Source organism: Pedobacter sp., from assembly GCF_045627485.1.
Taxonomy (GTDB): Bacteria; Bacteroidota; Bacteroidia; order Sphingobacteriales; family Sphingobacteriaceae; genus Pedobacter.
Map to the genome: position 1 here is coordinate 13985 of NZ_JAZQNU010000160.1, position 20421 is coordinate 34405.

Genomic DNA, 20421 nt, shown 5'->3' on the forward strand with positions numbered 1-20421 from the left:
AGATGATAAAGTACTTACGCTTGCTGCTGCTTCCGTTTTCGATTGTTTATGGGTTGGTCGTCCTGATCAGAAATAAATGCTATGATTGGGGTTGGTTTAATTCGCAATCCTTTGACCTGCCCGTTATTTGCGTGGGTAATCTGGCAGTTGGCGGTTCTGGTAAAACACCGGTTACTGAATACCTGGTCGACTTATTATCTGGTTATAAAATCGCCATTCTGAGCAGGGGCTATGGCCGCAAAACTACAGGTTTCATTAGAGCAGATCAAAATGCCACAGCCGAAACTATTGGTGATGAGCCCATGCAATACTATCGAAAGTTTCCACAGGTAACGGTGGCAGTATGTGAAGACCGCGTTACTGGAATTAAACAACTGCAGGCAGATCACGATCTGATTCTACTTGATGATGCCTTTCAGCACCGCCGGGTAAAACCAGGTTTTAGTATTTTGCTTTTTGAATACCATAAGCTTTTAGAACCACAGTGGTTATTACCAGCTGGCAACTTGCGCGAACCATTTAGCGGCTATAAACGGGCACAGGCAATATTAATTACCAAAACACCTGACACAGCCAGCGAAATGCAGCGCTTAAAGCTCAGTATACGTTTTCATAACCGCCTAAGCCCCGCATTCTCCGGCCTGCAATACAAGGATCTCGTACAGGTCTATACATCACAAACCCTGGCGATGGCAAAATTGCCGGTGGATACTGTTGTATTTTTGCTTACTGGTATTGCTAATCCGGCACCTCTGGTGGGATACCTAAAATCATGTGGTACACGTGTTATACACCATGAGTATGCAGACCATCACACTTTTAATTCAACAGAAATCAATCGCCTGGTGGTAGCTTTCCGGGAAGAAAAATCAACTGAAAAAATAATCATCACAACAGAAAAGGATGCACAGCGTTTATCTGCTGCCGGACTGCAAGAATTACTCGTAGATTTACCGGTCTATTTTTTGCCTATAAAAATTAATATACTGGCAAAAGATAAGCTTACCTTTGATCAAAACGTTATAAACTATGTTTCAAGCTATACACGAAACCGTACAACATATTAATGCAAGAACAGAACAATTTAAGCCTGAAATAGGAATAATATTAGGTACTGGCCTTGGTGGCCTGGTTAGTGAAATGGAAATAGCATTTAGTTTGATGTATCCTAACATACCCAACTTTCCCATCTCAACCTTAGAGTTCCACTCCGGTAAATTGATTTTCGGAACGTTAAATGGTAAAAAAGTAGTGGCCATGCAAGGTCGCCTACACTACTATGAAGGTTATAGCATGCAGCAGATTACTTTTCCGGTTCGAGTAATGAAAGCCTTAGGAATCAAATATTTGTTTGTATCGAATGCGGCAGGTTCTTTGAATCCTGATTTTAGAAAAGGGGATCTCATGATTATCAATGATCACATCAATTTGCAGCCAGAAAGTCCGTTAAGAGGAAGGAACGATGGGGAAATGGGTCCGCGTTTCCCGGATATGAGTGAGCCTTACAATCGTGAACTGATCAATCAAGCTTTGAGTATAGCCGAGGCCGAAGGGATTTCCTGCAAACAGGGTGTTTATGTTTCGGTAACAGGACCAAATCTGGAAACCAAAGCTGAATATAGATACCTGCGCATTATTGGCGGCGATGCTGTAGGCATGAGTACCGTGCCTGAAGTTATTGTAGCCAACCACATGGCGCTGCCGGCTTTTGCCATCTCTGTTTTAACCGATGAAGGTTTTCATGAAGACCTTAAACCTGTCAGGATTGAAGAGATACTGGAAACTGCCCGCGAGGCAGAACCAAAAATGACTAAAATTTTAAGCCAGTTAATTGCTAATCTGTAATGTATAAAGCCCTTGTTCTTTCTGTTCTTTTTTGTCTCCTGTTTACCGGGCAACAGCTTGTTGCGCAGGATCTTAAAACCAACGTTAGAGATAATAAAGAACTGGATTCGCTCAGGAAACAGCTGGATAGTGGCGAAGATTCGGTGGTGTATACTTCCAAATATGTGCGTTTTACCACCCTGCGCCTAACCGAAGACAGCATTCAGACCTTTCCGTTAGATACCAGTTTACGCAACTTCCAGAACTATAGTCCGATTTCAGAACCCCTAAGGCCAACAATCGGTTTAGGCAACCTGGGATTGCCGGTAAAACCGTTGCTGTTTGAACCTAACCGAACTATCGGTTTTGACTTAGGCTTTCACTCCTTAGATGCGTATGCCTTAACTCACGATGACATTATGTATTACCAGGCGCGCACACCATTTAGCAACCTGTATTACATGGGGGCTGGCCGTACAGAACAAATATTTAGAGTAACAGTTGGTCAGAACGTTAAAAAGAACTGGAGTGTTGGTGCTAATTACGTCCGCATGGATGCTAATGGTATCTATGATCACCAACGTGGAGATGACCTGAACGCGGCGCTGTTTAGTTGGTACGAGTCGCCAAACAAAAGATATAACGTATTTGCCAGTGCTGTGTTTAACACGCTAAAGGCAGAGGAAAACGGTTCGCTGTTTGGAAACCTCGATTCGCTGGACGACAACGTGTCAACTGATGCGCTGCCGGTTAATTTAACATCAGCGAAACAGATTTCCAGACGTAACTCCGTATTGATTAGACAATCTTATTTTATTGGCCGGATTGATACCGTAGATCAGGAAGTTTCACAAAAAGTATTGCCTACTAACAAGATCAGTTACTTGTTCACTTATACCAATGAAACTTTTAGTTTCTTTAAAAATGAAGATGACGCTGGTGACCGGGAGGTATTACCGCCAGGCTTAATTGATCCCCGGAGTACTAATGATTCAACCAATGTAAAGCACCTGAGCAACCAATTTATCTATGGTTTTTTTCTTAGGGGCAAATCGCAGTCCTTTATTAAAAATGAGCTGAAGGTAGACGTTGGAATCAGGCACGACTATTATAAATACATGCAGCAGGCAAGGTATCCTGATCTGACCAATTATTACCTTTATAATTCTACTTTTCAGAATGCCAGTTTATTGGGTTCCTTGGGTTATCGTTTTAGTAATCGGATTGACCTGAATGTGGATCTGCAACAGATATTTCAAGGCCGCCAGGCGGGAGATTACCTATACGAGGCTAAAAGTAACGTGCTGATTGGTGATGCTGTTGGGCGGATTGTTTTGGGGGCTTATATGGAAAATAAATCACCTGCGGAAGTATATAACCGTTATTTTGGTAACCATTATAACTGGATTAACGATTTTGATCGTACAAACACCATTAATTTCAACTTTGCCTACCTTAATGATCGGTATAGGTTTGAAGTTGGTGCCGAGTATTTCCTGATCGACAATTACTTGTATTTCGGTCAGGATGGAGATGTAGGCATTAAACCCATGCAAAACGATGGCAGTCTAAACTTATTGAAAGTGAAATTGGGTAAGAAATTTAAGTTCGGCAAGTTTAACCTGGACAGCTACGTGATGTACCAGAAAACAGATCAGGATCATATACTACGTACACCAGAGTTGTACACATTTAATAGTTTTTTTATGAACCAGACTTTTTTCAAAGTTCTGAAAACCGACGTTGGTTTTGACCTGCGCTACAATACAGCGTATTTAAGTTATGCCTATTCTCCGGCAGCCAGTCAGTTTTACCTTCCGACAAAAGACAACCGCCTTAAATCAGAACCAATACTGGATGTCTGGGTTCGCGCAAGTTTAAGAAAAGCCAACCTTTTTGTAAAATACGATTACGTAAATATGGGGCTGTTTGCAGATAACTACCAAACTGTAGAGAACTATTTAATGCCACAAAGGATGCTGAAGTTTGGTGTGAGTTGGAATTTTTACGATTAAAATATTTACTTTTATCTTTTCCAGTTTTTTCTAATAGCGCTGGAACAGGAGATAAACAATTACAAATACAGTTTTACATAAAATATAACTATGAGCAAAGCAATAATAAAAACAGAAAAAGGAGACATGACCGTTGAGTTTTATGATAATGATGCACCAAATACCGTTGCCAATTTCAAAAAACTAGCTAGTGAAGGTTTTTATAACGGCGTTACTTTTCACCGTGTAATTCCTAATTTTGTGGTTCAGGGAGGTTGCCCAAATTCAAAAGATCCAAAAACTGCTCATTTAGCAGGTACTGGTGGTCCGGGTTACAAAATTGATTGTGAATTAACCGGAGAGAACCAATATCACGACCGTGGCGTATTGTCTATGGCACATGCTGGTAGAAATACTGGTGGCTCGCAGTTCTTTATTTGCCACAGCAGAGATAATACTGCGCATTTAGATAGAAACCACACTTGTTTTGGTAAGGTTATTGAAAATGTAGACCTGGTTGACGACATTAAAGCAGGCGACAAGATTTTAAGCATAGATTTGATAGAGGATTAATTATGAATTTAAGAGGAATAGTAGCCGTTTCTGGTAGGCCAGGGCTATTTAAACTGGTAGGACAAAACAAAGCAGGATATGTACTGGAGAGCCTTGATGCTCAGAAAGTAAAAATTGTTGCAAACATTGCAAATACCAAGTTAGCATCGTTAGAGGATATTACTGTTTATGGTAACAATGATGACTTAAAACTTGTTGATGTGTTAGCCAACATGGCTGCTGCTACAGGAGAAGTTCCGGAGGCTAAAGCTGACGCGGCTACCTTGAAAGCTTTTTTCAAAGAAGTAGCACCAGATCACGACGAAGAGAAAGTTTATGCTTCTGACATGAAGAAAATTCTTTCCTGGTATCACTTGTTAAAGGAATTGCCTTTGTTTACAGAGGAAGCTCCAGGTAATGCAGAGCACGAAAGTGTGTTAGCTGAGGAAAAGGCCGCTGCCAAAATTAAAGCAACGCCTAAGCCTTCAAATGCTAAAGCACCAAGCAAAACCAATCAGCCTGCTAAAAAAGCAAACATGACGAGTAAAAAAGGTGTTTAACTAGCCTTATACAAAAGAAAAGCCTGTCTCCATTATGGACGACAGGCTTTTTGCGTTTATAGACTTTACTTATGCAAAAGTCAATATTAGCCAAAAAAGAATTGCCGAGATAATAATAGCGATCCAGTAGCTATACTTTGAGCCGCTGGTATCACTTTTATATCTGTATTTTCTTTTGAAATCTGGTACCATAATTTGTCCTCCTATTTTAATGATGTTTTCCAGGTCGCTTATCCATAAAGAAATTATTCGTGGTGGTAAGGTTCGCCTTTCAAAATACTGAATGCCCGGTAAAGTTGTTCAACGAAAAATAATCGAACCATCTGGTGAGAGAAAGTCATGTCTGATAGGGATATGCTGGAGTTGGATCGTTTATAAATACTTTCATCAAAACCATAAGGTCCACCAATGATAAACACTAAATGCTGAACACTTCCGATCATTTGTTTGTTTAGATAATTTGCAAATGATACAGAACTGTGTTTTTTGCCTTTTTCGTCAAGTAGTAACACTACGTCAAGGTTGCTCAATTGTTTGGAAATCAATGCTGCTTCCATACTTTTTTGTTGTGCTTCAGTCAGGTTTTTGGTATTCTTTAACTCTGGAATTATAACCATGTTAAAGCCGATATAGTGTTTTAGCCGGTTAAGGTATTTTTCGATGCCTTCAATGAGGTATTTATCCTCTGTTTTACCCACCACCAGTAAGGTTATCTTCATGTTATATGCTGCTAATAATCAAAGGTAAAATATTACGTTCGAAACAGGTGTTTATGTGCCTGTATTTTTAATTTATGACAATTAACTTCAAGAGATTTTGATTAGGTTTACCAGGAATGCATTTGCATTTTTTAATTATGAGCCATACAAAAGAACATATCATCAGTACCTATCGAAATCAAATTAACACTGAGCAGGGACGCATTGATGCTTTGATCAAACAGTTGAACCAGATTTCCTTATCCCGCCTTGGTTTGTTCCTCGCAGAGATTGTGTTTGTAGCCTGTATCATTGCCTGGGGTTATCATTGGATTTACGTGGTGTTGATGTTAGCAGTAGTCGCCTTATTTATTGTGCTGGTAAAAAAGCAGGGTAAAGTTCAGCTAGAACTGGAGTATGCCAGGAAATTATTATGGGTGTATCAGAATGAGGAGAACATCATGGTAAACCGGAACAATGGTTATGATGATGGCGAAAATTATGTAAGCGAAAAACACGCTTACACCTCCGACCTGGATGTTTTTGGCCCCTTGTCTTTATTCGATTTTATAAACCGCTGTAAAACTACTAAGGGAAGAGATTTGCTTGCTTCACATCTAAATACGGCTTGCCAGCGGGACGTGATCATGGCCCGTCAGGAAGCGATTAAGGAAATAAAAGGACATATTGACGATACATTTCATTTTCGTGCACGCTTACAAAAACACCAGCCTGAACAGCTTGCCCTGGTTGAAACGAAGTTAAGTGAGGAATTACCTGGTCAGCTTAAATTTACCGAATCTCGCTTTATACGCGGGTATGTTGTTGTGGCGCCATTTCTGATGTTTGGCCTGCTGGCTGCCGGCGCCCTGTGGGGCGGTGTATGGTGGAATGTGTTTGGCTTAATCGCTTTATTTAATGCAGCTTTTATCTTTTTTAACCATAAGCATATCCAGCCAGTGTATGATGGTTTTAGTGGTAGTGTAGAGCTGCTAAATTCTTATGCAGGATCCATTGCATGGACTGAAAAAATTACGTGGAACTCCACCTATATAAGATCCTTTTTTTCTACAAGTGCCGATAGCAAGCCGGTAAGTGCAGAAATCAGAGAATTGGCAGCCATTATACAGGCTTTTGATGCCCGTTTGAATATGTTGGTGGGTATGTTTTTGAACTTGTTTTTTCTTTGGGACCTTAAGTGCTGCATTCGTCTGGATAAATGGTATAAGGGTTCATCAGATCACATTCTACATGGACTGGATCGCATTAGTCTTTTTGAAGAGTTGATTTCTTTTGCTACACTTCATTACAATGAGCCTGAATGGACTTTCCCGGTGATTACTGATAGTTATTGTTTGAAGGCGATCGCTTTAGGACATCCATTAATAGATGAAACCAAAAGAATTGATAACAATTATGCCTTAGCTGAAGCGCCAACTGTAGATATTGTAACCGGCTCAAATATGGCAGGGAAAAGTACTTTTCTCCGTACTGTAGGTGTTAATATGGTGTTGGCGTTTTCTGGTGCCCCAGTTTGCGCCAAAAGTCTTGAGCTTTCCATTTTTCAGGTTCTTTCTTATATGCGGATCAAAGATTCGCTGAATGACCAAACTTCCACTTTTAAAGCAGAGCTTAACCGACTAAAGATGATTCTGGAAATTACCAAAAAGGAGCCTAATGCATTTGTGCTAATTGATGAGATGCTGCGGGGAACAAATAGTAAAGACAAGTATTTAGGGTCGCAGGTATTTATCGAAAAGATGATTTCTCAGAAAACGACAGCTTTATTTGCTACGCACGACCTTGCTTTATCAGAGATGGCGCGCGACTATCCTCAACAGGTGCGTAATTACCATTTCGATATCCAGATCACGGAAAGTGAGATGCATTTTGATTACCTGCTAAAGCATGGGGCCTGCAAAACTTTTAATGCGGCTATCCTGCTTAAGCAAATTGGACTAAGTATCGAAAAGCTAAACTAATAATTTTACATTATGGCTATTTCCTCAGCTGACTAATAAGGTCGGCCTGACTAAGTTTGTCAAAAATTTTCAGAAATATTCTTTAATATCTCTTAATCTAGCGTCTGTCTGTCGTTGGAGCTTGTTATTTATTTAATTAACTCCGTTCATTAAGGGTGATTACCTGTTAAATTATGATGTGTTGGTGTTTTACTTCGTAATTGGTTAAAATATGAGTAAAAAAGGATAAAATTAGTGGTAGTTGTGTGATTTTATATAAAAATCAAAATATTTGTTGTTGTTTTTACTGGTAAAAAGTATGAATATGTATTTATTCATGTGGTATAAATAATATATTAGCTAAAAATCTAGTATTAACCTAAAAAAACAATTACAAATGAGTAAAATGCTACCAATTTTGTTGATTTTTTTTCTTTTTGCAGGACATGCAATGGCTCAGGAAAAAATAATCACAGGAATCGTAACCTCTAAAGAGGATGGACTTCCAATGCCAAGTGTGAGCATAAAATTAAAAGGAACAAATGTGGTTGGTCAGACAGGAAACAACGGTAGGTATTCTATTAAAGTTCCAGGCAGTGGTAACCCAGTGTTGGTGTTCAGTTATATAGGATATGGTGTGCAGGAAGTAAATGCTGCAACCAGAACGACTATTAACCTCGCGATGGTGCCAGATCAAAATCTACTTAATGAGGTCCTGGTAGTTGCATATGGAACTGCTAATAAAAACACTTATACAGGTTCCTCTGCACAGATCAATGGCGACGATTTTGATAAGCGGCCAATTACTAACGTCATGAGCGCTGTGGCTGGATCGGCCCCGGGAATTCAGGCAACAAGTGCCGACGGTGCTCCTGGTTCCACACCTGGGATCCGGATACGTGGTTTTGGATCAATTTCTGCCTCAAATGATGCACTTTATGTGGTAGATGGAAGTGTATTTGATGGGAATATTTCAAATATCGATCCTTCCGACATTGAATCGGTTTCCTTATTAAAGGATGCGGCTACTGCCGCACTATACGGCTCAAGAGCTGGAAATGGAGTCGTTCTAATCACTACAAAGAAAGGCAGGTCAGGCAAACAAACATTGAATTTTAAAGCGTCTACAGGCTGGGTGAGCAGAGGATTACCGGAATATGACCGCGTGGATGCCTATCAATATTACCCACTCCAGTGGGAGACTCAAAGAAACAGCCTGGCGTATGGATCTGCCAGAATCCCTTTAGATGTAGCTGGGGGCATTGCCGCAGGGACTATCACCAACTATAATGGCAACAGGTATTCGGGCATCAAAAGTTTGTTAGGGTATAACCCCTTTAATGTGCCGGATAACCAGATTGTCTCTGCTAATGGCATCTTGAATCCTAATGCTAGCCTGTTGTATGCAGATGACTTAGACTGGGCAGATCAGGCTGCTCAAGGTGGGAAGAAAAGACAGAACTACGCCATCTCTTATTCAGGTGGAAGTGAAAAGTCGGATTACTTCGGGTCGTTAGGATATACCAACGATGAGGGTTATTTAATTAACTCTAGTATGAAGCGCTTTAATGGTCGATTGAATGTTAACACGCAGCCCGTTACCTGGTTTAATACCGGATTAAATTTAAATGGTACTTACTCGAAATCACAATTAGACAATGTTGATGACGGCGGTGGAACAAGTTTCATCAACCCTTTTTATATTTCAAGAATGATTGCGCCAATTTACCCGGTACATTTACATGATGCTAATGGTGTAATGGTAATGGATCAGAATGGGAAGCCTCAGTACGACTTTGGTGAGGGCAGACCTTTTGCCTCAGGAAGACATGCGATCTATGAGAACCTAAATGACAAGCAAAACCAGGTAAGAGGCGCAATTGGCGCAAGAACATTCGGAAGTATTCATATTCTCCCTGGATTGAAGGCGACAGCTAGATTAAGTTTTGATCTTCAGGATACCCATGACCGTAGCTTCGATAACCCAAATGTAGGGGACGGCGCGCCATCAGGAAGGGCTTACCAATATTTGTACCGTACTACGAGTTACACTTTCTCGCAATTGGCAGAGTATGACAAAAGGTTTGGTAAACACAACTTGCAGGTTCTTGCGGGACATGAAAACTACAGTTACAAATACAATTATCTTTCTGGAAGCCGTAGTGGAGTGATCGTTAACGGGATAACTGAACTGGTAAATTTTGCTACGGTATTGGGTACTACCTCCTACGAGGACAATGCGACTATCGAAAGTTATTTATCACGTCTTACTTATGATTATGATGGTAAATATTTATTTAGCGGAAGTTTTAGAAGAGATGGTAACTCAAAATTCTCACCAAGCGTGAGATGGGCGAATTTCTGGTCCTTAAGTGCAGGCTGGAACATTAACCGCGAATCGTTTTTTAATGCAGATTGGGTAGACCAGTTGAAAGTGCGTGGATCATACGGTGTTTTAGGAAATGATGGTGGTTTAGGGTATTACCCTTACCAGGCTTTATACGATCTTGGAAGAAATAACCAGGCAGAAGCTGGTGTAATACAAAGATCACTATCGAACCCTGATCTAACCTGGGAAACGTCAAAGAATTTTGATGTAGGTGTAGATTTTAGTTTTTTCAAAGGGCGCTTGGGTGGTAGTGCAGAGTATTTTAAAAGAAAAACCGATGGTTTGATCTTTGAAGTAGAGCAACCGCTTTCTAACGGTGGAACCTATAATGATGGAAACTTTGTTATACCTACAAATATTGGAAGTTTATATAATGAAGGAGGAGAGTTAACCTTGACTGGTCAAGTTGTAAAGAGTAAAGACTTTACTTACACCACAACCCTGAACCTTACGTCATTTAAAAACAAAGTAACCAAACTTCCTGATAACATGAACCTAATCCAGGATGGTACCAAGGCATATAGTGCAGGTCACTCGATATATGATTTTTACCTGCGCGAATATTATGGTGTTGATCCTACAACTGGAAGTGCATTATATAAAACTAATGCTGTGACAAATAATACAACTGTAATCGGACAGGATACGGTGACAACAATTCTTGGTGAAGCAAATTACCGATACACTGGTGAAAGCTCCATACCAGACCTCTATGGCTCTATGATTCATAATTTCAGTTATAAGAACTTTAATCTGGGTGTTCAGTTTACGTTCCAGAAAGGCGGTAAAGTGTACGATGGCGCTTATGCGGCATTAATGCACGGTGGAAATTATGGTACGGCAATGCATGTGGACGCACTAAACCGTTGGAAGAATCCGGGAGATATTACCGATGTACCTCGCTTTGATAATGGACAGGTTTCTAACTATGCCGGGCAAAGTAGCAGGTGGCTTGTTGACGCAAGTTATTTCCAGTTAAACAACGTTACCCTTAATTATAACTTGCCAACCAACTGGCTAGAGGCTATAAAAGCTCAATCTGCAAGTATTTACGTGAGTGGTGAAAACCTTGCCTTATTTTCAAAAAGAAAAGGAATGAGCCCGGGCACTTCATTTAATGGAACAGTAGGAAACAATTATAATTTCAGCCGCACAATATCAGTTGGTGTTAACGTGAACTTTTAACGAATAATTGAAAAGAATATGAAAAATATATATAACAGGTTTTTGCTGGTTGCAATGGTGATCATAACCAGCGCCTCTTGCAAGAAAGAATATCTTCAAACCACGCCCACGGATCAGGTTGCAACCGAGGTTGCTTTTAGTTCTACCACGAATGCCTGGGCAGCTTTAAACGGTATACACCGAACTATGTATTCTCAAATTTTTGGGGTGCAGGCACAAGGTGGCCAAAGTGGAAACATGCTCTACATGGATATTCTTGGAGAGGATATGGTTTTTAACACGTCATCAAGCACCTGGTTGCTTCCGGAGTACAGGTGGATTAGGCACCGGGATGCGACAAGCAGCATGCTATTCTATAATTACCAGTTCTATTACGTAATTATTGGGAACGCCAACATGATTATCGCAAACATTGATCAAGCGGAAGGGCCAGACAATGATAAGTTAGCGATCAAAGGTCAGGCTTTAGCGTATCGCGCATGGGCTTATTTCCAAATGGTTCAGTTATTTGGTGAACGGTATGTTGTAGGTGGTCAAAACAACTCGCTTGCTGTGCCTTTAGTATTGGCTCCGCAACTTACGCCTACATCGAGAAGTACTGTAGATCAGGTTTATCAGCAAATCAATTCTGATATTGATCAGGCGATTGCCAACTTAGGCAGCTATAAAGGAGCAAATAAATCTCACTTAACTATTAACACTGCGAAAGGTATAAAGGCCCGTATTGCTCTAGTACAAGGAGATTGGTTAAATGCAGCTACCCTTGCAAGAGAGGCAAGAACTGGTTATACGTTAATGAGTAACGCGCAGTATCTTCAGGGATTTAACGATTACAACAATCCTGAATGGATTTGGGCTTCACGTATTCAGTCTGACCAGACAAGTTACTTTTATTCATTCTTTGCTTACATGTCTGCTAATTATAGCTCCACAGTGATTCGCACAAGTCCTAAATCAATTTCTTCGGCATTGTACAATACCATATCCGATACGGATGTGCGTAAAAGTGTTTGGGATCCAACAGGTGCGAATAAGGATTTTCCAATACCTACGTCAGCCTCGTTAAGGGCTCCCTATATGAGCAGGAAGTTTTTGGTTGCTGATCCAAGTTTAAGTATTGGAGATGTGCCTTATATGCGTGCTGCGGAAATGTACCTCATTGAAGCTGAAGCATTGGCACGGAGTGGTGATGATGCGGGTGCAGCGGCTGCGCTGTTCACGCTTGCAGTAAACAGGGATGAGGAATACACCTTATCCTCAAATACCGGCCAGGCACTGATTAATGAGATCATGTTACAAAGGAGGGTTGAGTTATGGGGTGAAGGTTTTCGTTTTTATGATTTGAAACGCACCAATTCTCCTTTAGATAGGACCGGAGCAAACCATAATGCAAGTTATGCCAATGGTGTGCTTGAAGTTCCAGCAAATGATAACAGGTGGCAGTTTTTAATCCCTCAGGACGAGATTAATTTTAGTAACGGCCTGGTGGTGCAAAATCCGCAATAGAAACTCAGGATCAAAAAGTAAGACAAAAAAAAGCTTCCCTAGTAATAGGGAAGCTTTTTGTATGATTAAGGAAGCGTATTACTGCGCTACCTGGCTACGGATAATGTTTAGTGCACCACCCGCTTTAAACCATTCTATTTGTTGTGAATTATAGCTATGATTAACTTTAATTTCATCTTTTGTGCCATCGCTGTGGTTTAAAACTACAGTTAATGGAACATCAGGAGTGAAAGATGTTAAACCTACAATGTCGATTACATCATCTTCCTGAATCAGATCATAATCTTCCTTGTTACAGAAAGTTAATGCTAACATCCCTTGTTTCTTAAGGTTCGTTTCGTGAATACGGGCAAAAGATTTTACCAATACAGCACGAACACCTAAGTGACGAGGCTCCATAGCTGCATGCTCACGGCTGGATCCTTCACCATAATTCTCGTCGCCAACAACTATAGAACCAATTCCGGCAGCTTTGTAAGCACGTTGTGTTGCAGGTACCGGACCATATTCGCCAGTCAATGCATTTTTCACGTTATCGGTTTTATCGTTAAAGTAGTTAACAGCACCAATCAACATGTTATTTGAAATGTTATCAAGGTGACCACGGAATTTCAACCACGGACCAGCCATTGAGATATGATCCGTTGTACATTTACCTTTTGCTTTGATCAGCAACCTTAAACCTTTAAGGTCAGTGCCTTCCCATGGGGTAAATGGATCTAATAACTGAAGGCGGTGCGAAGTAGGGGACACTAAAATCTGTACGCCTGTACCATCTTCAGCAGGAGCCTGGTAGCCTGCATCAGCTACGTCGAAACCTCTTGGTGGCAATTCATCACCTACTGGTGCATCTAACATCACCTGCTCACCTTGTTCGTTGGTTAAGGTATCTGTTAAAGGGTTGAAGCTTAAATCGCCTGCAATGGCTAAAGCTGTTACCAGTTCTGGAGAACCTACGAAGGCATAGGTATTAGGGTTACCGTCAGCACGTTTCGCAAAGTTTCTGTTAAACGAGTGAACGATCGTGTTTTTTTCTTGCTTTTCAGCACCTACACGGTCCCACATTCCGATACATGGTCCACAGGCATTGGTAAATACCGTTGCACCGATGTTTTTGAAAACATCAAGGAAACCGTCACGTTCAATGGTATAGCGAATTTGTTCCGATCCCGGGTTAATGCAATATTGAGCATTGGTTTTTAAGTTCTTTTCAGAAACCTGTTTAGCCACACTCACAGCACGGGAAATATCTTCATATGAAGAGTTGGTACAAGAACCGATCAAGCCTACTTCAATTTTCATTGGCCAGCCGTTTTCTAAGGCCACATCTTTCATTTTAGAAATAGGGGTAGCTAAATCCGGAGTAAAAGGGCCGTTCAAATAGGGCTCTAAAGTAGACAAGTCGATCTCGATCAACTGGTCAAAATATTGTTCAGGATTAGCATAAACTTCTGCATCACCTGTTAAGTGTTCTTTGATTTCGTTAGCTGCATCAGCAATGTCAGCTCGGCCGGTAGCACGTAAGTAACGCTCCATGCTCTCATCGTAACCGAAGGTAGAAGTGGTTGCACCAACTTCAGCACCCATGTTACAAATAGTACCTTTACCAGTACAGCTCAAGTTTTCTGCACCGTCGCCGAAGTATTCAACAATTGCTCCTGTACCACCTTTTACGGTTAAAATACCAGCAACTTTTAAGATAATGTCTTTTGGTGAAGCCCAGCCATTTAATTTACCGGTTAATTTAACACCGATCAACTTAGGGAATTTTAGCTCCCATGCTAGTCCTGCCATCACATCACAGGCATCAGCACCACCAACACCAATGGCAATCATACCTAAGCCACCAGCGTTAACCGTGTGAGAATCGGTACCAATCATCATTCCACCTGGGAATGCGTAGTTCTCTAATACTACCTGGTGAATGATACCTGCACCTGGTTTCCAGAAACCAATGCCATATTTATTAGAAACAGAAGCAAGGAAATCAAAAACCTCTTTACTTTCAGTATTTGCAGCTGGTAAATCTTGTTCTGCGCCAAGTTTTGCGGTAATTAGGTGATCGCAGTGTACTGTAGAAGGAACAGCTACTTTAGGGCGACCAGCCTGCATAAATTGCAATAAGGCCATTTGAGCCGTTGCATCCTGCATTGCCACGCGGTCAGGGGCAAAATCTACGTAATCTACTCCCCGGGTAAATGAGGTGTTTGCTTTCTCATCCCAAAGGTGAGTGTATAAAATTTTCTCTGAAAGTGTTAAAGGTCTGCCTACTAGTTTACGGGCCGCCTCAACACGGGGTCCAAAGTTTGCATAAACCTTTTTGATCATATCTATATCAAAAGCCATTGATAATCTGTATTTAAAAGGTAAAATATTTATTATTTGAGCGAATTTACAAAAAAAACAAGGGTCGTCCCATCATACGTTGATCATTATATTATTTATATATAATCTAAATAATCGATTGCCCATTCCTATGCATTGCCTCTTAAACACGTTAACATCATTAATGTTTTGTATTTAATGGATTGTTGTTTAGTTTGTTAAGTGTAATAGGTTGGGTTAATAACACTTTCTTTATAAGCATTATAACGTACCGAATGTATACCCCATGTCCTTAAAATGTTTAAGGGCTCTTGGAAGTGCATATTGTAGCCTTTCAAATGCTTTCACGCTATCGTGAAACACTATAATAGATCCGTTCTCAGCATATTTAAGTACATTTTTTAAACATTTTTCAGGGGAAAGCCCTGGGTCGAAGTCGCCACTTAATACATCCCACATAATTATTTGTATATTAGGGTGCAGCGTTTTGATGCGGTTAATTTGTGACTTTTTAATGCGGCCGTAAGGAGGGCGAAACAGCGGGGTACCGGTAATTTCCTGGCATTTGCTGAAGTTTTGAAGGTAAGTGTCGGTGTCTGTTTTCCAGCCTTTAAGGTGATTAAAAGTATGGTTGCCAATACGGTGCCCAGCGGCAAGTAGCTTTTCAAATACCTGTGGATGTTTGATGATATTATCACCTATGCAAAAGAAGGTTGCCTTTGCGTTAAAGCTATTTAAAGTTTTTAATACAAAGTCTGTAACATCAGGTATAGGCCCGTCGTCAAAGGTTAAATAGATGACTTTGTCAGTACGGCTTTTGCTCCACACTAATGATGGGTAATACCATTTTAAGATTGATGGTGATTTAATCAGGTACATAACCAAAGGTAAACGAAAAAGTTATTTACTGTAATACTGTGAAATCAGATTTATGAAGAAGTTGACCAATAAAAGATTATTACCAAACTTAACGCGCTTATGCTTCCTCGGGTTATTTGTTGCGGGACTTACTACCGACAGTATTGCGCAGGAAACTATTACCCTTCCGCAGGCCATTGACAGGATGTTGCAGAATAACCTAACCATTAAACAAGGTGCTTTAAATGTAGCAACTTCTGATGTGAACCTGCGACAATCGAAAGCGGCGATTCTCCCAAGCTTAAATGCCACCAACAACAACAACCTGAGTTTTGGCCGTGGACTGGATCAGACGTCCTTCCAGATTGTAAACCAGAAGTTATACCAGAGTAACGGAAGTATAGGTACTTCAATTGATTTATTTGGTGGGTTTGCAAAAATCAACCAGATCAAACAAAACAAAATTCTTTTGGAAGCTGATCAAAGCAACGTCGAAAAAATTAAAAATGACCTAACCCTTGATGTGGTGGTCGCCTATATGCAGGTGGTTTACAATGAAGATTTGTTAAAAGCTTCCAGAGAGCAGTTATCGGTTTCGGAACAAACCTTAAAAAGGGAAACTGCCTTGCTGGAAGTAGGAAATAAAACCATGGCTGATATTTCGCAAGCTAAGGCACAAATGTCTACATCTGAATTGAATGTGACCAATGCACAGAATGACTTGTCTATTTCGTACCTGACGCTGGCACAGCTAATGGAGATGGGTACCGATACTGCCACGTTCAAGGTAGTTGCACCAACAGTAAGTGAGATTGAAATTGCTGAAACCAATTACGAAGTAAATGAAGTTTATAAACAGGCCTTAGTTAATTTCCCTGATATTAAATTAGCCAGCTTAAATACATTGGCGGCCGAAAAAGGAATAGATATTGCAAAAGGGTCGTTATATCCTAGCATTTCTTTAAATGGTGGATTGGCGTCTTCCTACTCGTATATCTTTAAAACGCCGGCACCGCAGGATAATTTCTCCAAGCAGTTTAGTGACCGTTTTAATCAATATATCGGGTTAAGTTTACAAATCCCAATATTCAATGGGCTGAGTGCCAAATCTAATGTTAGACGTGCGAAAATTACCTACCAGGATTTTAAAATTCAGGAACAGCTTGTGAAAAATAATTTAAATAAGGTAATTGCACAGGCTGTATTGGATTTAAAGGCTGCGGAAAGTCGTTACCGGTCAACTCAAAACACCTTTAATGCACAACAGGATGCTTTTAATGTGAATGAACAGCGCTATAACGTAGGCTTGGTAAATTCACTGGATTATAATACAGCGATTACTAATCGTAATAGGGCAGAGATCGATTTCATACAGGCCAAATACGACCTGGTTTTCCGGTCTAAGGTCATTGATTATTACTTAGGCAAACAAATTAGATTTTAATACACTTCACCGAAAAAAATTAAACAAGAAGATCAAATGAAACTTAAACACATTATTATAACCGTAGGCGTACTGATTGCCTTATTGGTCATCCTTGCACTTACTGGTGTAATCGGCGGTGAAAAAATGGAGAAGGTAACCGTAGAAAAGGCTGAACCAAGGAGAATAACTGAAACTATTACAGCCAGTGGAAAAGTGCAACCGGAAACTGAAGTGAAACTTAGTTCTGAAGTTTCAGGGGAGGTAGTAGAGCTGTTAGTAAAGGAAGGTGATGTGGTGAAACGTGGCCAGCTTCTTTGCCGTGTGCGTCCCGATGTATTACTATCTGGATATGAAAGAGCTGTGGCGTCCAATAATACCCAAAAAGCAGCATTACTGGCTGCCCAACAACAATTGAACCAGGCGCTTGCTATGTTTAAAAACACTGAAAGTGCATACAAAAGAAGCGAGGAATTATATAAGCAGAAGGTGATTTCTGCAGCCGAATTTGATGCTGCAAAAGCCGATTATTTTTCTGCAAAAGCAGACATTGCCCGTTTAAGGGCCAATGTAACTGGCGCCAGGTATAGCCTGGAACAAAGCGGTGCAAACGTGAGAGAAGCACAAGCAAACTTAGCAAAAACTACGATCACTGCACCTGTTGATGGTGTGATCTCTAAATTGTCAATTGAATTGGGCGACCGTATTTTGGGAACTACACAAATGGCAGGTACGGAAATTATGCGTATTTCAAACTTAAAAGTGATGGAAGTAAATGTTGATGTTAATGAAAATGATATCAACAGGGTAAATGTAGGTGACAGTGCTACAATTGAAGTAGATGCTTTTGCCGATAAAAAGTTTAAAGGTGTGGTTACTGAAATTGGATCGTCATCAAAAGATGTTGGCACAACAGCACAATCGTCTGTTGACCAGGTAACCAACTTTGTGGTTAAAGTGCGTATCCTCCCTGATTCGTATAACGACATTAAAGGCGGTGCAAGAGACTTACCATCTCCATTCAGACCAGGTTTGTCTGCAAGTGTTGATATTGAAAGTGAATCTGTAGATGGGCTTTCAGTCCCTATTCAAGCGGTATTTACAGGAGATAAAGTGAAAACAGAGGATGCTAAGGAGCCAACGGCTAATGACGAAGACCAATCTAAACAAAAAGAAAAGTTAGAAGACAAAACCATCAAACAATATGTATATACTTATGCTGATGGTATGGTTAAAAAACAGCAAGTAACCACAGGTATACAAAACGATCGCTACATCATCATAAACTCTGGACTCAAGCAGGGTACTGAAGTAGTGACAGGACCATATTCTACCATACAGAACCGTTTAAAGGACGGAATGAAAGTAGAGAAAACAACTAAGGATAAGCTTTTTGCCGATCCAGGAAAAAAGTAAGCCACTAGGTAAGCTATAAAATCAGTAAATTGTCCCGGTTTTTATGATATAAAACCGGGATTTTTTATTTTATTAGATATGGTGCCTAAAGTTGCAATGATTGGTGGGGGTAGTTGGGCTACCGCCATAGTAAAAATGTTATCGGACAACCGCTCAGCCAAAGAGCTCTATTGGTGGATGCGTAATGAAGAAGCTATTACACATATTCAAACCTACAAGCATAACCCAAACTATTTAAGCGCAGTGGAAGTTGACCTTCCTGATGCCAATATCTCTACTGATATCAAAATGATTGTTCGTGCTGCGGATTATATTATTTTGAATGTTCCTGCTGCCTTTTTAAAAGAGAGTTTACAGGATCTAACCGCGGATGATTTAGCAGGGAAAGTGATTGTTTCGGCCATTAAGGGCATAGTACCGGATGAAAACCAGATTATCGGTGAGTTTATTCAGGCCCGATATCAGGTGCCAATAGAGAATATTCTGGTGATTAGCGGCCCTTGCCACGCAGAAGAAGTGGCATTGGAAAAACTATCGTACCTCACCATCGCTTCTCTTGATGTGGATAAAGCAACTGCATTTTCGGATTTGCTCAATACCCGGTATATAAAAACTAATGTTTCCGATGATATTTATGGAACTGAATACGCTGCTGTACTCAAAAACATCTATGCTGTAGCAAGTGGCATCTGTCATGGGGTGGGGTATGGTGATAATTTCCAGGCAGTACTTATTTCTAATGCCATCCGTGAGATTAACCGATTTGTAAATGCTGTACATCCCATTTCAAGGGATATTATGGAGTCGGCCTATCTTGGCGATTTACTCGTTACCGCTTACTCACAGTTTAGCCGCAACCGTACTTTCGGGAATATGATTGGTAAAGGATATACTGTTAAATCTGCACAACTGGAGATGAATATGGTGGCCGAAGGTTATTATGCGGCAAGTTGTATGCACGTAATTAATAAAAAATATAAGGTAGATATGCCCATTAGCCGTGCGGTTTACGCTGTCTTATATGAGAAACATTCACCACAAATTGAAATGCGCCTGCTTACGGAGCAGCTAAATTAAACAAACATTTAGCAGTTCCGGGTGTTTTTACGGAAACAATATCCCATGAAAAAGAACATATTTGCCGCTGCCGTGGCTTTAGGCTTATTAACTGCCTTTACAGCACCTTCGGTTATGGCACAGGAGAAAAAAGAATCAGTAGGCGATAAATTAGATAAAACGACAAATAAAGTTGGTAAAACCGCTGCTAAAGTGGGCAATAAAACTGCAGAAGTTGCTGTAAAAGGCACGTCTAAAATAGCGGATAAAACGTGGAAAGGTAAAATGGCCCCCAATGGTTCAGATGTTTATATTAACAATAAGAACGAAAAGTACTATATCAATGAAAAAGGGGCTAGGATCTACCTACAGCCTTCTCAAATCAGAACAAAGGTTGATTAATTCTTTGGTAAACGATTTTGTAAATCCGGAAATAACTTCGGGATTTTTTTTTGCTTGTTTAGTCGCAGCGTATGTTGTGTAATAGCATACCAAAAACCACTAAGTAATAACGTAAAAAGGCGGTCCTTTTCGGGACCGCCTTTTCTATATGATTAGCTTAAGGGATTAAGACCTGCGTCTTCTATCACCGCCAGCACTACTTCCGCCTTCACGTCTTCCGCCACCGCTTCTTTCCTCACGGCTTCTGCCAGAGAAATCTTTGAATCCGCCAC

Annotated in this window: 15 protein-coding genes; 12 read left to right on the forward strand and 3 right to left on the reverse strand. The window is 40.5% G+C overall.

Annotated features, from left to right (window positions below; genetic code table 11):
- The first annotated feature begins 2 nt into the window (after positions 1-2).
- From lpxK to ACR2F3_RS12400, 5 genes are all read left to right on the forward strand, one after another.
- Positions 3-1067, forward strand: coding sequence for a tetraacyldisaccharide 4'-kinase (lpxK, locus tag ACR2F3_RS12380; protein WP_432710285.1), 1065 nt, complete (start codon positions 3-5; stop codon positions 1065-1067).
- The gene (locus tag ACR2F3_RS12385; protein WP_432710286.1) at positions 1030-1845 is read left to right on the forward strand and encodes a purine-nucleoside phosphorylase; all 816 of its coding nucleotides are present in this window, start codon (positions 1030-1032) and stop codon (positions 1843-1845) included. Before lpxK ends, ACR2F3_RS12385 begins: the two co-directional genes overlap by 38 nt.
- Positions 1845-3839: a putative porin gene (locus ACR2F3_RS12390; protein WP_432710287.1), complete on the forward strand. Its 1995-nt coding sequence runs from the start codon at positions 1845-1847 to the stop codon at positions 3837-3839. Before ACR2F3_RS12385 ends, ACR2F3_RS12390 begins: the two co-directional genes overlap by 1 nt.
- A gap of 90 nt (positions 3840-3929) precedes the next feature.
- Entirely contained in the window at positions 3930-4391 is a 462-nt protein-coding gene (locus ACR2F3_RS12395; protein WP_432710288.1) for a peptidylprolyl isomerase, read from the forward strand.
- 2 nt (positions 4392-4393) lie between these two features.
- Positions 4394-4930, forward strand: a complete 537-nt coding sequence (locus ACR2F3_RS12400) for a DUF5606 family protein (RefSeq protein WP_432710289.1) — start codon at positions 4394-4396, stop codon at positions 4928-4930.
- Between the two features lie 245 nt (positions 4931-5175).
- On the opposite strand, the gene rlmH is transcribed toward ACR2F3_RS12400, so the two are convergent.
- Positions 5176-5649, reverse strand: coding sequence for a 23S rRNA (pseudouridine(1915)-N(3))-methyltransferase RlmH (gene rlmH, locus ACR2F3_RS12405; RefSeq protein WP_432710290.1), 474 nt, complete (start codon positions 5647-5649; stop codon positions 5176-5178).
- A gap of 137 nt (positions 5650-5786) precedes the next feature.
- Here rlmH and ACR2F3_RS12410 point away from each other — a divergent pair, with 137 nt between their 5' ends.
- The 3 genes from ACR2F3_RS12410 to ACR2F3_RS12420 all read left to right on the forward strand — a co-directional run bounded on the left by ACR2F3_RS12410 (position 5787) and on the right by ACR2F3_RS12420 (position 12669).
- Entirely contained in the window at positions 5787-7610 is a 1824-nt protein-coding gene (locus ACR2F3_RS12410) for a MutS-related protein (protein WP_432710291.1), read from the forward strand.
- A gap of 376 nt (positions 7611-7986) precedes the next feature.
- Positions 7987-11163 (forward strand): SusC/RagA family TonB-linked outer membrane protein, encoded by a 3177-nt coding sequence (locus ACR2F3_RS12415; RefSeq protein ID WP_432710292.1) that lies wholly within the window; start codon positions 7987-7989, stop codon positions 11161-11163.
- Positions 11164-11181: 18 nt separating this feature from the next.
- The gene (locus ACR2F3_RS12420) at positions 11182-12669 is read left to right on the forward strand and encodes a RagB/SusD family nutrient uptake outer membrane protein (protein WP_432710293.1); all 1488 of its coding nucleotides are present in this window, start codon (positions 11182-11184) and stop codon (positions 12667-12669) included.
- Positions 12670-12747: 78 nt separating this feature from the next.
- On the opposite strand, the gene ACR2F3_RS12425 is transcribed toward ACR2F3_RS12420, so the two are convergent.
- The gene (locus ACR2F3_RS12425) at positions 12748-15015 is read right to left on the reverse strand and encodes an aconitate hydratase (protein ID WP_432710294.1); all 2268 of its coding nucleotides are present in this window, start codon (positions 15013-15015) and stop codon (positions 12748-12750) included.
- Between the two features lie 240 nt (positions 15016-15255).
- Positions 15256-15873 carry a polysaccharide deacetylase family protein gene (locus tag ACR2F3_RS12430; RefSeq protein ID WP_432710295.1) on the reverse strand — a complete coding sequence of 206 codons (618 nt, stop codon included), beginning with the start codon at positions 15871-15873 and terminating at the stop codon, positions 15256-15258.
- Positions 15874-15925: 52 nt separating this feature from the next.
- On the opposite strand from ACR2F3_RS12430, the gene ACR2F3_RS12435 reads away from it, so the two are divergent.
- From ACR2F3_RS12435 to ACR2F3_RS12450, 4 genes are all read left to right on the forward strand, one after another.
- The gene (locus ACR2F3_RS12435) at positions 15926-17296 is read left to right on the forward strand and encodes a TolC family protein (RefSeq protein ID WP_432710296.1); all 1371 of its coding nucleotides are present in this window, start codon (positions 15926-15928) and stop codon (positions 17294-17296) included.
- Positions 17297-17332: 36 nt separating this feature from the next.
- Positions 17333-18691, forward strand: coding sequence for an efflux RND transporter periplasmic adaptor subunit (locus ACR2F3_RS12440; RefSeq protein ID WP_432710297.1), 1359 nt, complete (start codon positions 17333-17335; stop codon positions 18689-18691).
- A gap of 78 nt (positions 18692-18769) precedes the next feature.
- On the forward strand, positions 18770-19768 hold the full coding sequence (locus ACR2F3_RS12445; protein ID WP_432710298.1) for an NAD(P)H-dependent glycerol-3-phosphate dehydrogenase: 999 nt from the start codon (positions 18770-18772) through the stop codon (positions 19766-19768).
- 45 nt (positions 19769-19813) lie between these two features.
- Positions 19814-20149 (forward strand): hypothetical protein, encoded by a 336-nt coding sequence (locus ACR2F3_RS12450; protein WP_432710299.1) that lies wholly within the window; start codon positions 19814-19816, stop codon positions 20147-20149.
- Positions 20150-20421 lie beyond the last annotated feature (272 nt).

Bases quoted from the DNA above. Each gene is read 5' to 3' on its own strand.
- ACR2F3_RS12440 (WP_432710297.1), top strand. From the start codon at position 17,333: ATGAAACTTAAACACATTATTATAACCGTAGGCGTACTGATTGCCTTA.
- ACR2F3_RS12430 (WP_432710295.1), bottom strand. From the start codon at position 15,873: ATGTACCTGATTAAATCACCATCAATCTTAAAATGGTATTACCCATCA.
- ACR2F3_RS12420 (WP_432710293.1), top strand. From the start codon at position 11,182: ATGAAAAATATATATAACAGGTTTTTGCTGGTTGCAATGGTGATCATA.
- ACR2F3_RS12435 (WP_432710296.1), top strand. From the start codon at position 15,926: ATGAAGAAGTTGACCAATAAAAGATTATTACCAAACTTAACGCGCTTA.
- rlmH (WP_432710290.1), bottom strand. From the start codon at position 5,649: ATGAAGATAACCTTACTGGTGGTGGGTAAAACAGAGGATAAATACCTC.
- ACR2F3_RS12450 (WP_432710299.1), top strand. From the start codon at position 19,814: ATGAAAAAGAACATATTTGCCGCTGCCGTGGCTTTAGGCTTATTAACT.
- ACR2F3_RS12415 (WP_432710292.1), top strand. From the start codon at position 7,987: ATGAGTAAAATGCTACCAATTTTGTTGATTTTTTTTCTTTTTGCAGGA.
- lpxK (WP_432710285.1), top strand. From the start codon at position 3: ATGATAAAGTACTTACGCTTGCTGCTGCTTCCGTTTTCGATTGTTTAT.
- ACR2F3_RS12395 (WP_432710288.1), top strand. From the start codon at position 3,930: ATGAGCAAAGCAATAATAAAAACAGAAAAAGGAGACATGACCGTTGAG.
- ACR2F3_RS12400 (WP_432710289.1), top strand. From the start codon at position 4,394: ATGAATTTAAGAGGAATAGTAGCCGTTTCTGGTAGGCCAGGGCTATTT.
- ACR2F3_RS12445 (WP_432710298.1), top strand. From the start codon at position 18,770: ATGGTGCCTAAAGTTGCAATGATTGGTGGGGGTAGTTGGGCTACCGCC.
- ACR2F3_RS12425 (WP_432710294.1), bottom strand. From the start codon at position 15,015: ATGGCTTTTGATATAGATATGATCAAAAAGGTTTATGCAAACTTTGGA.
- ACR2F3_RS12385 (WP_432710286.1), top strand. From the start codon at position 1,030: ATGTTTCAAGCTATACACGAAACCGTACAACATATTAATGCAAGAACA.
- ACR2F3_RS12410 (WP_432710291.1), top strand. From the start codon at position 5,787: ATGAGCCATACAAAAGAACATATCATCAGTACCTATCGAAATCAAATT.
- ACR2F3_RS12390 (WP_432710287.1), top strand. From the start codon at position 1,845: ATGTATAAAGCCCTTGTTCTTTCTGTTCTTTTTTGTCTCCTGTTTACC.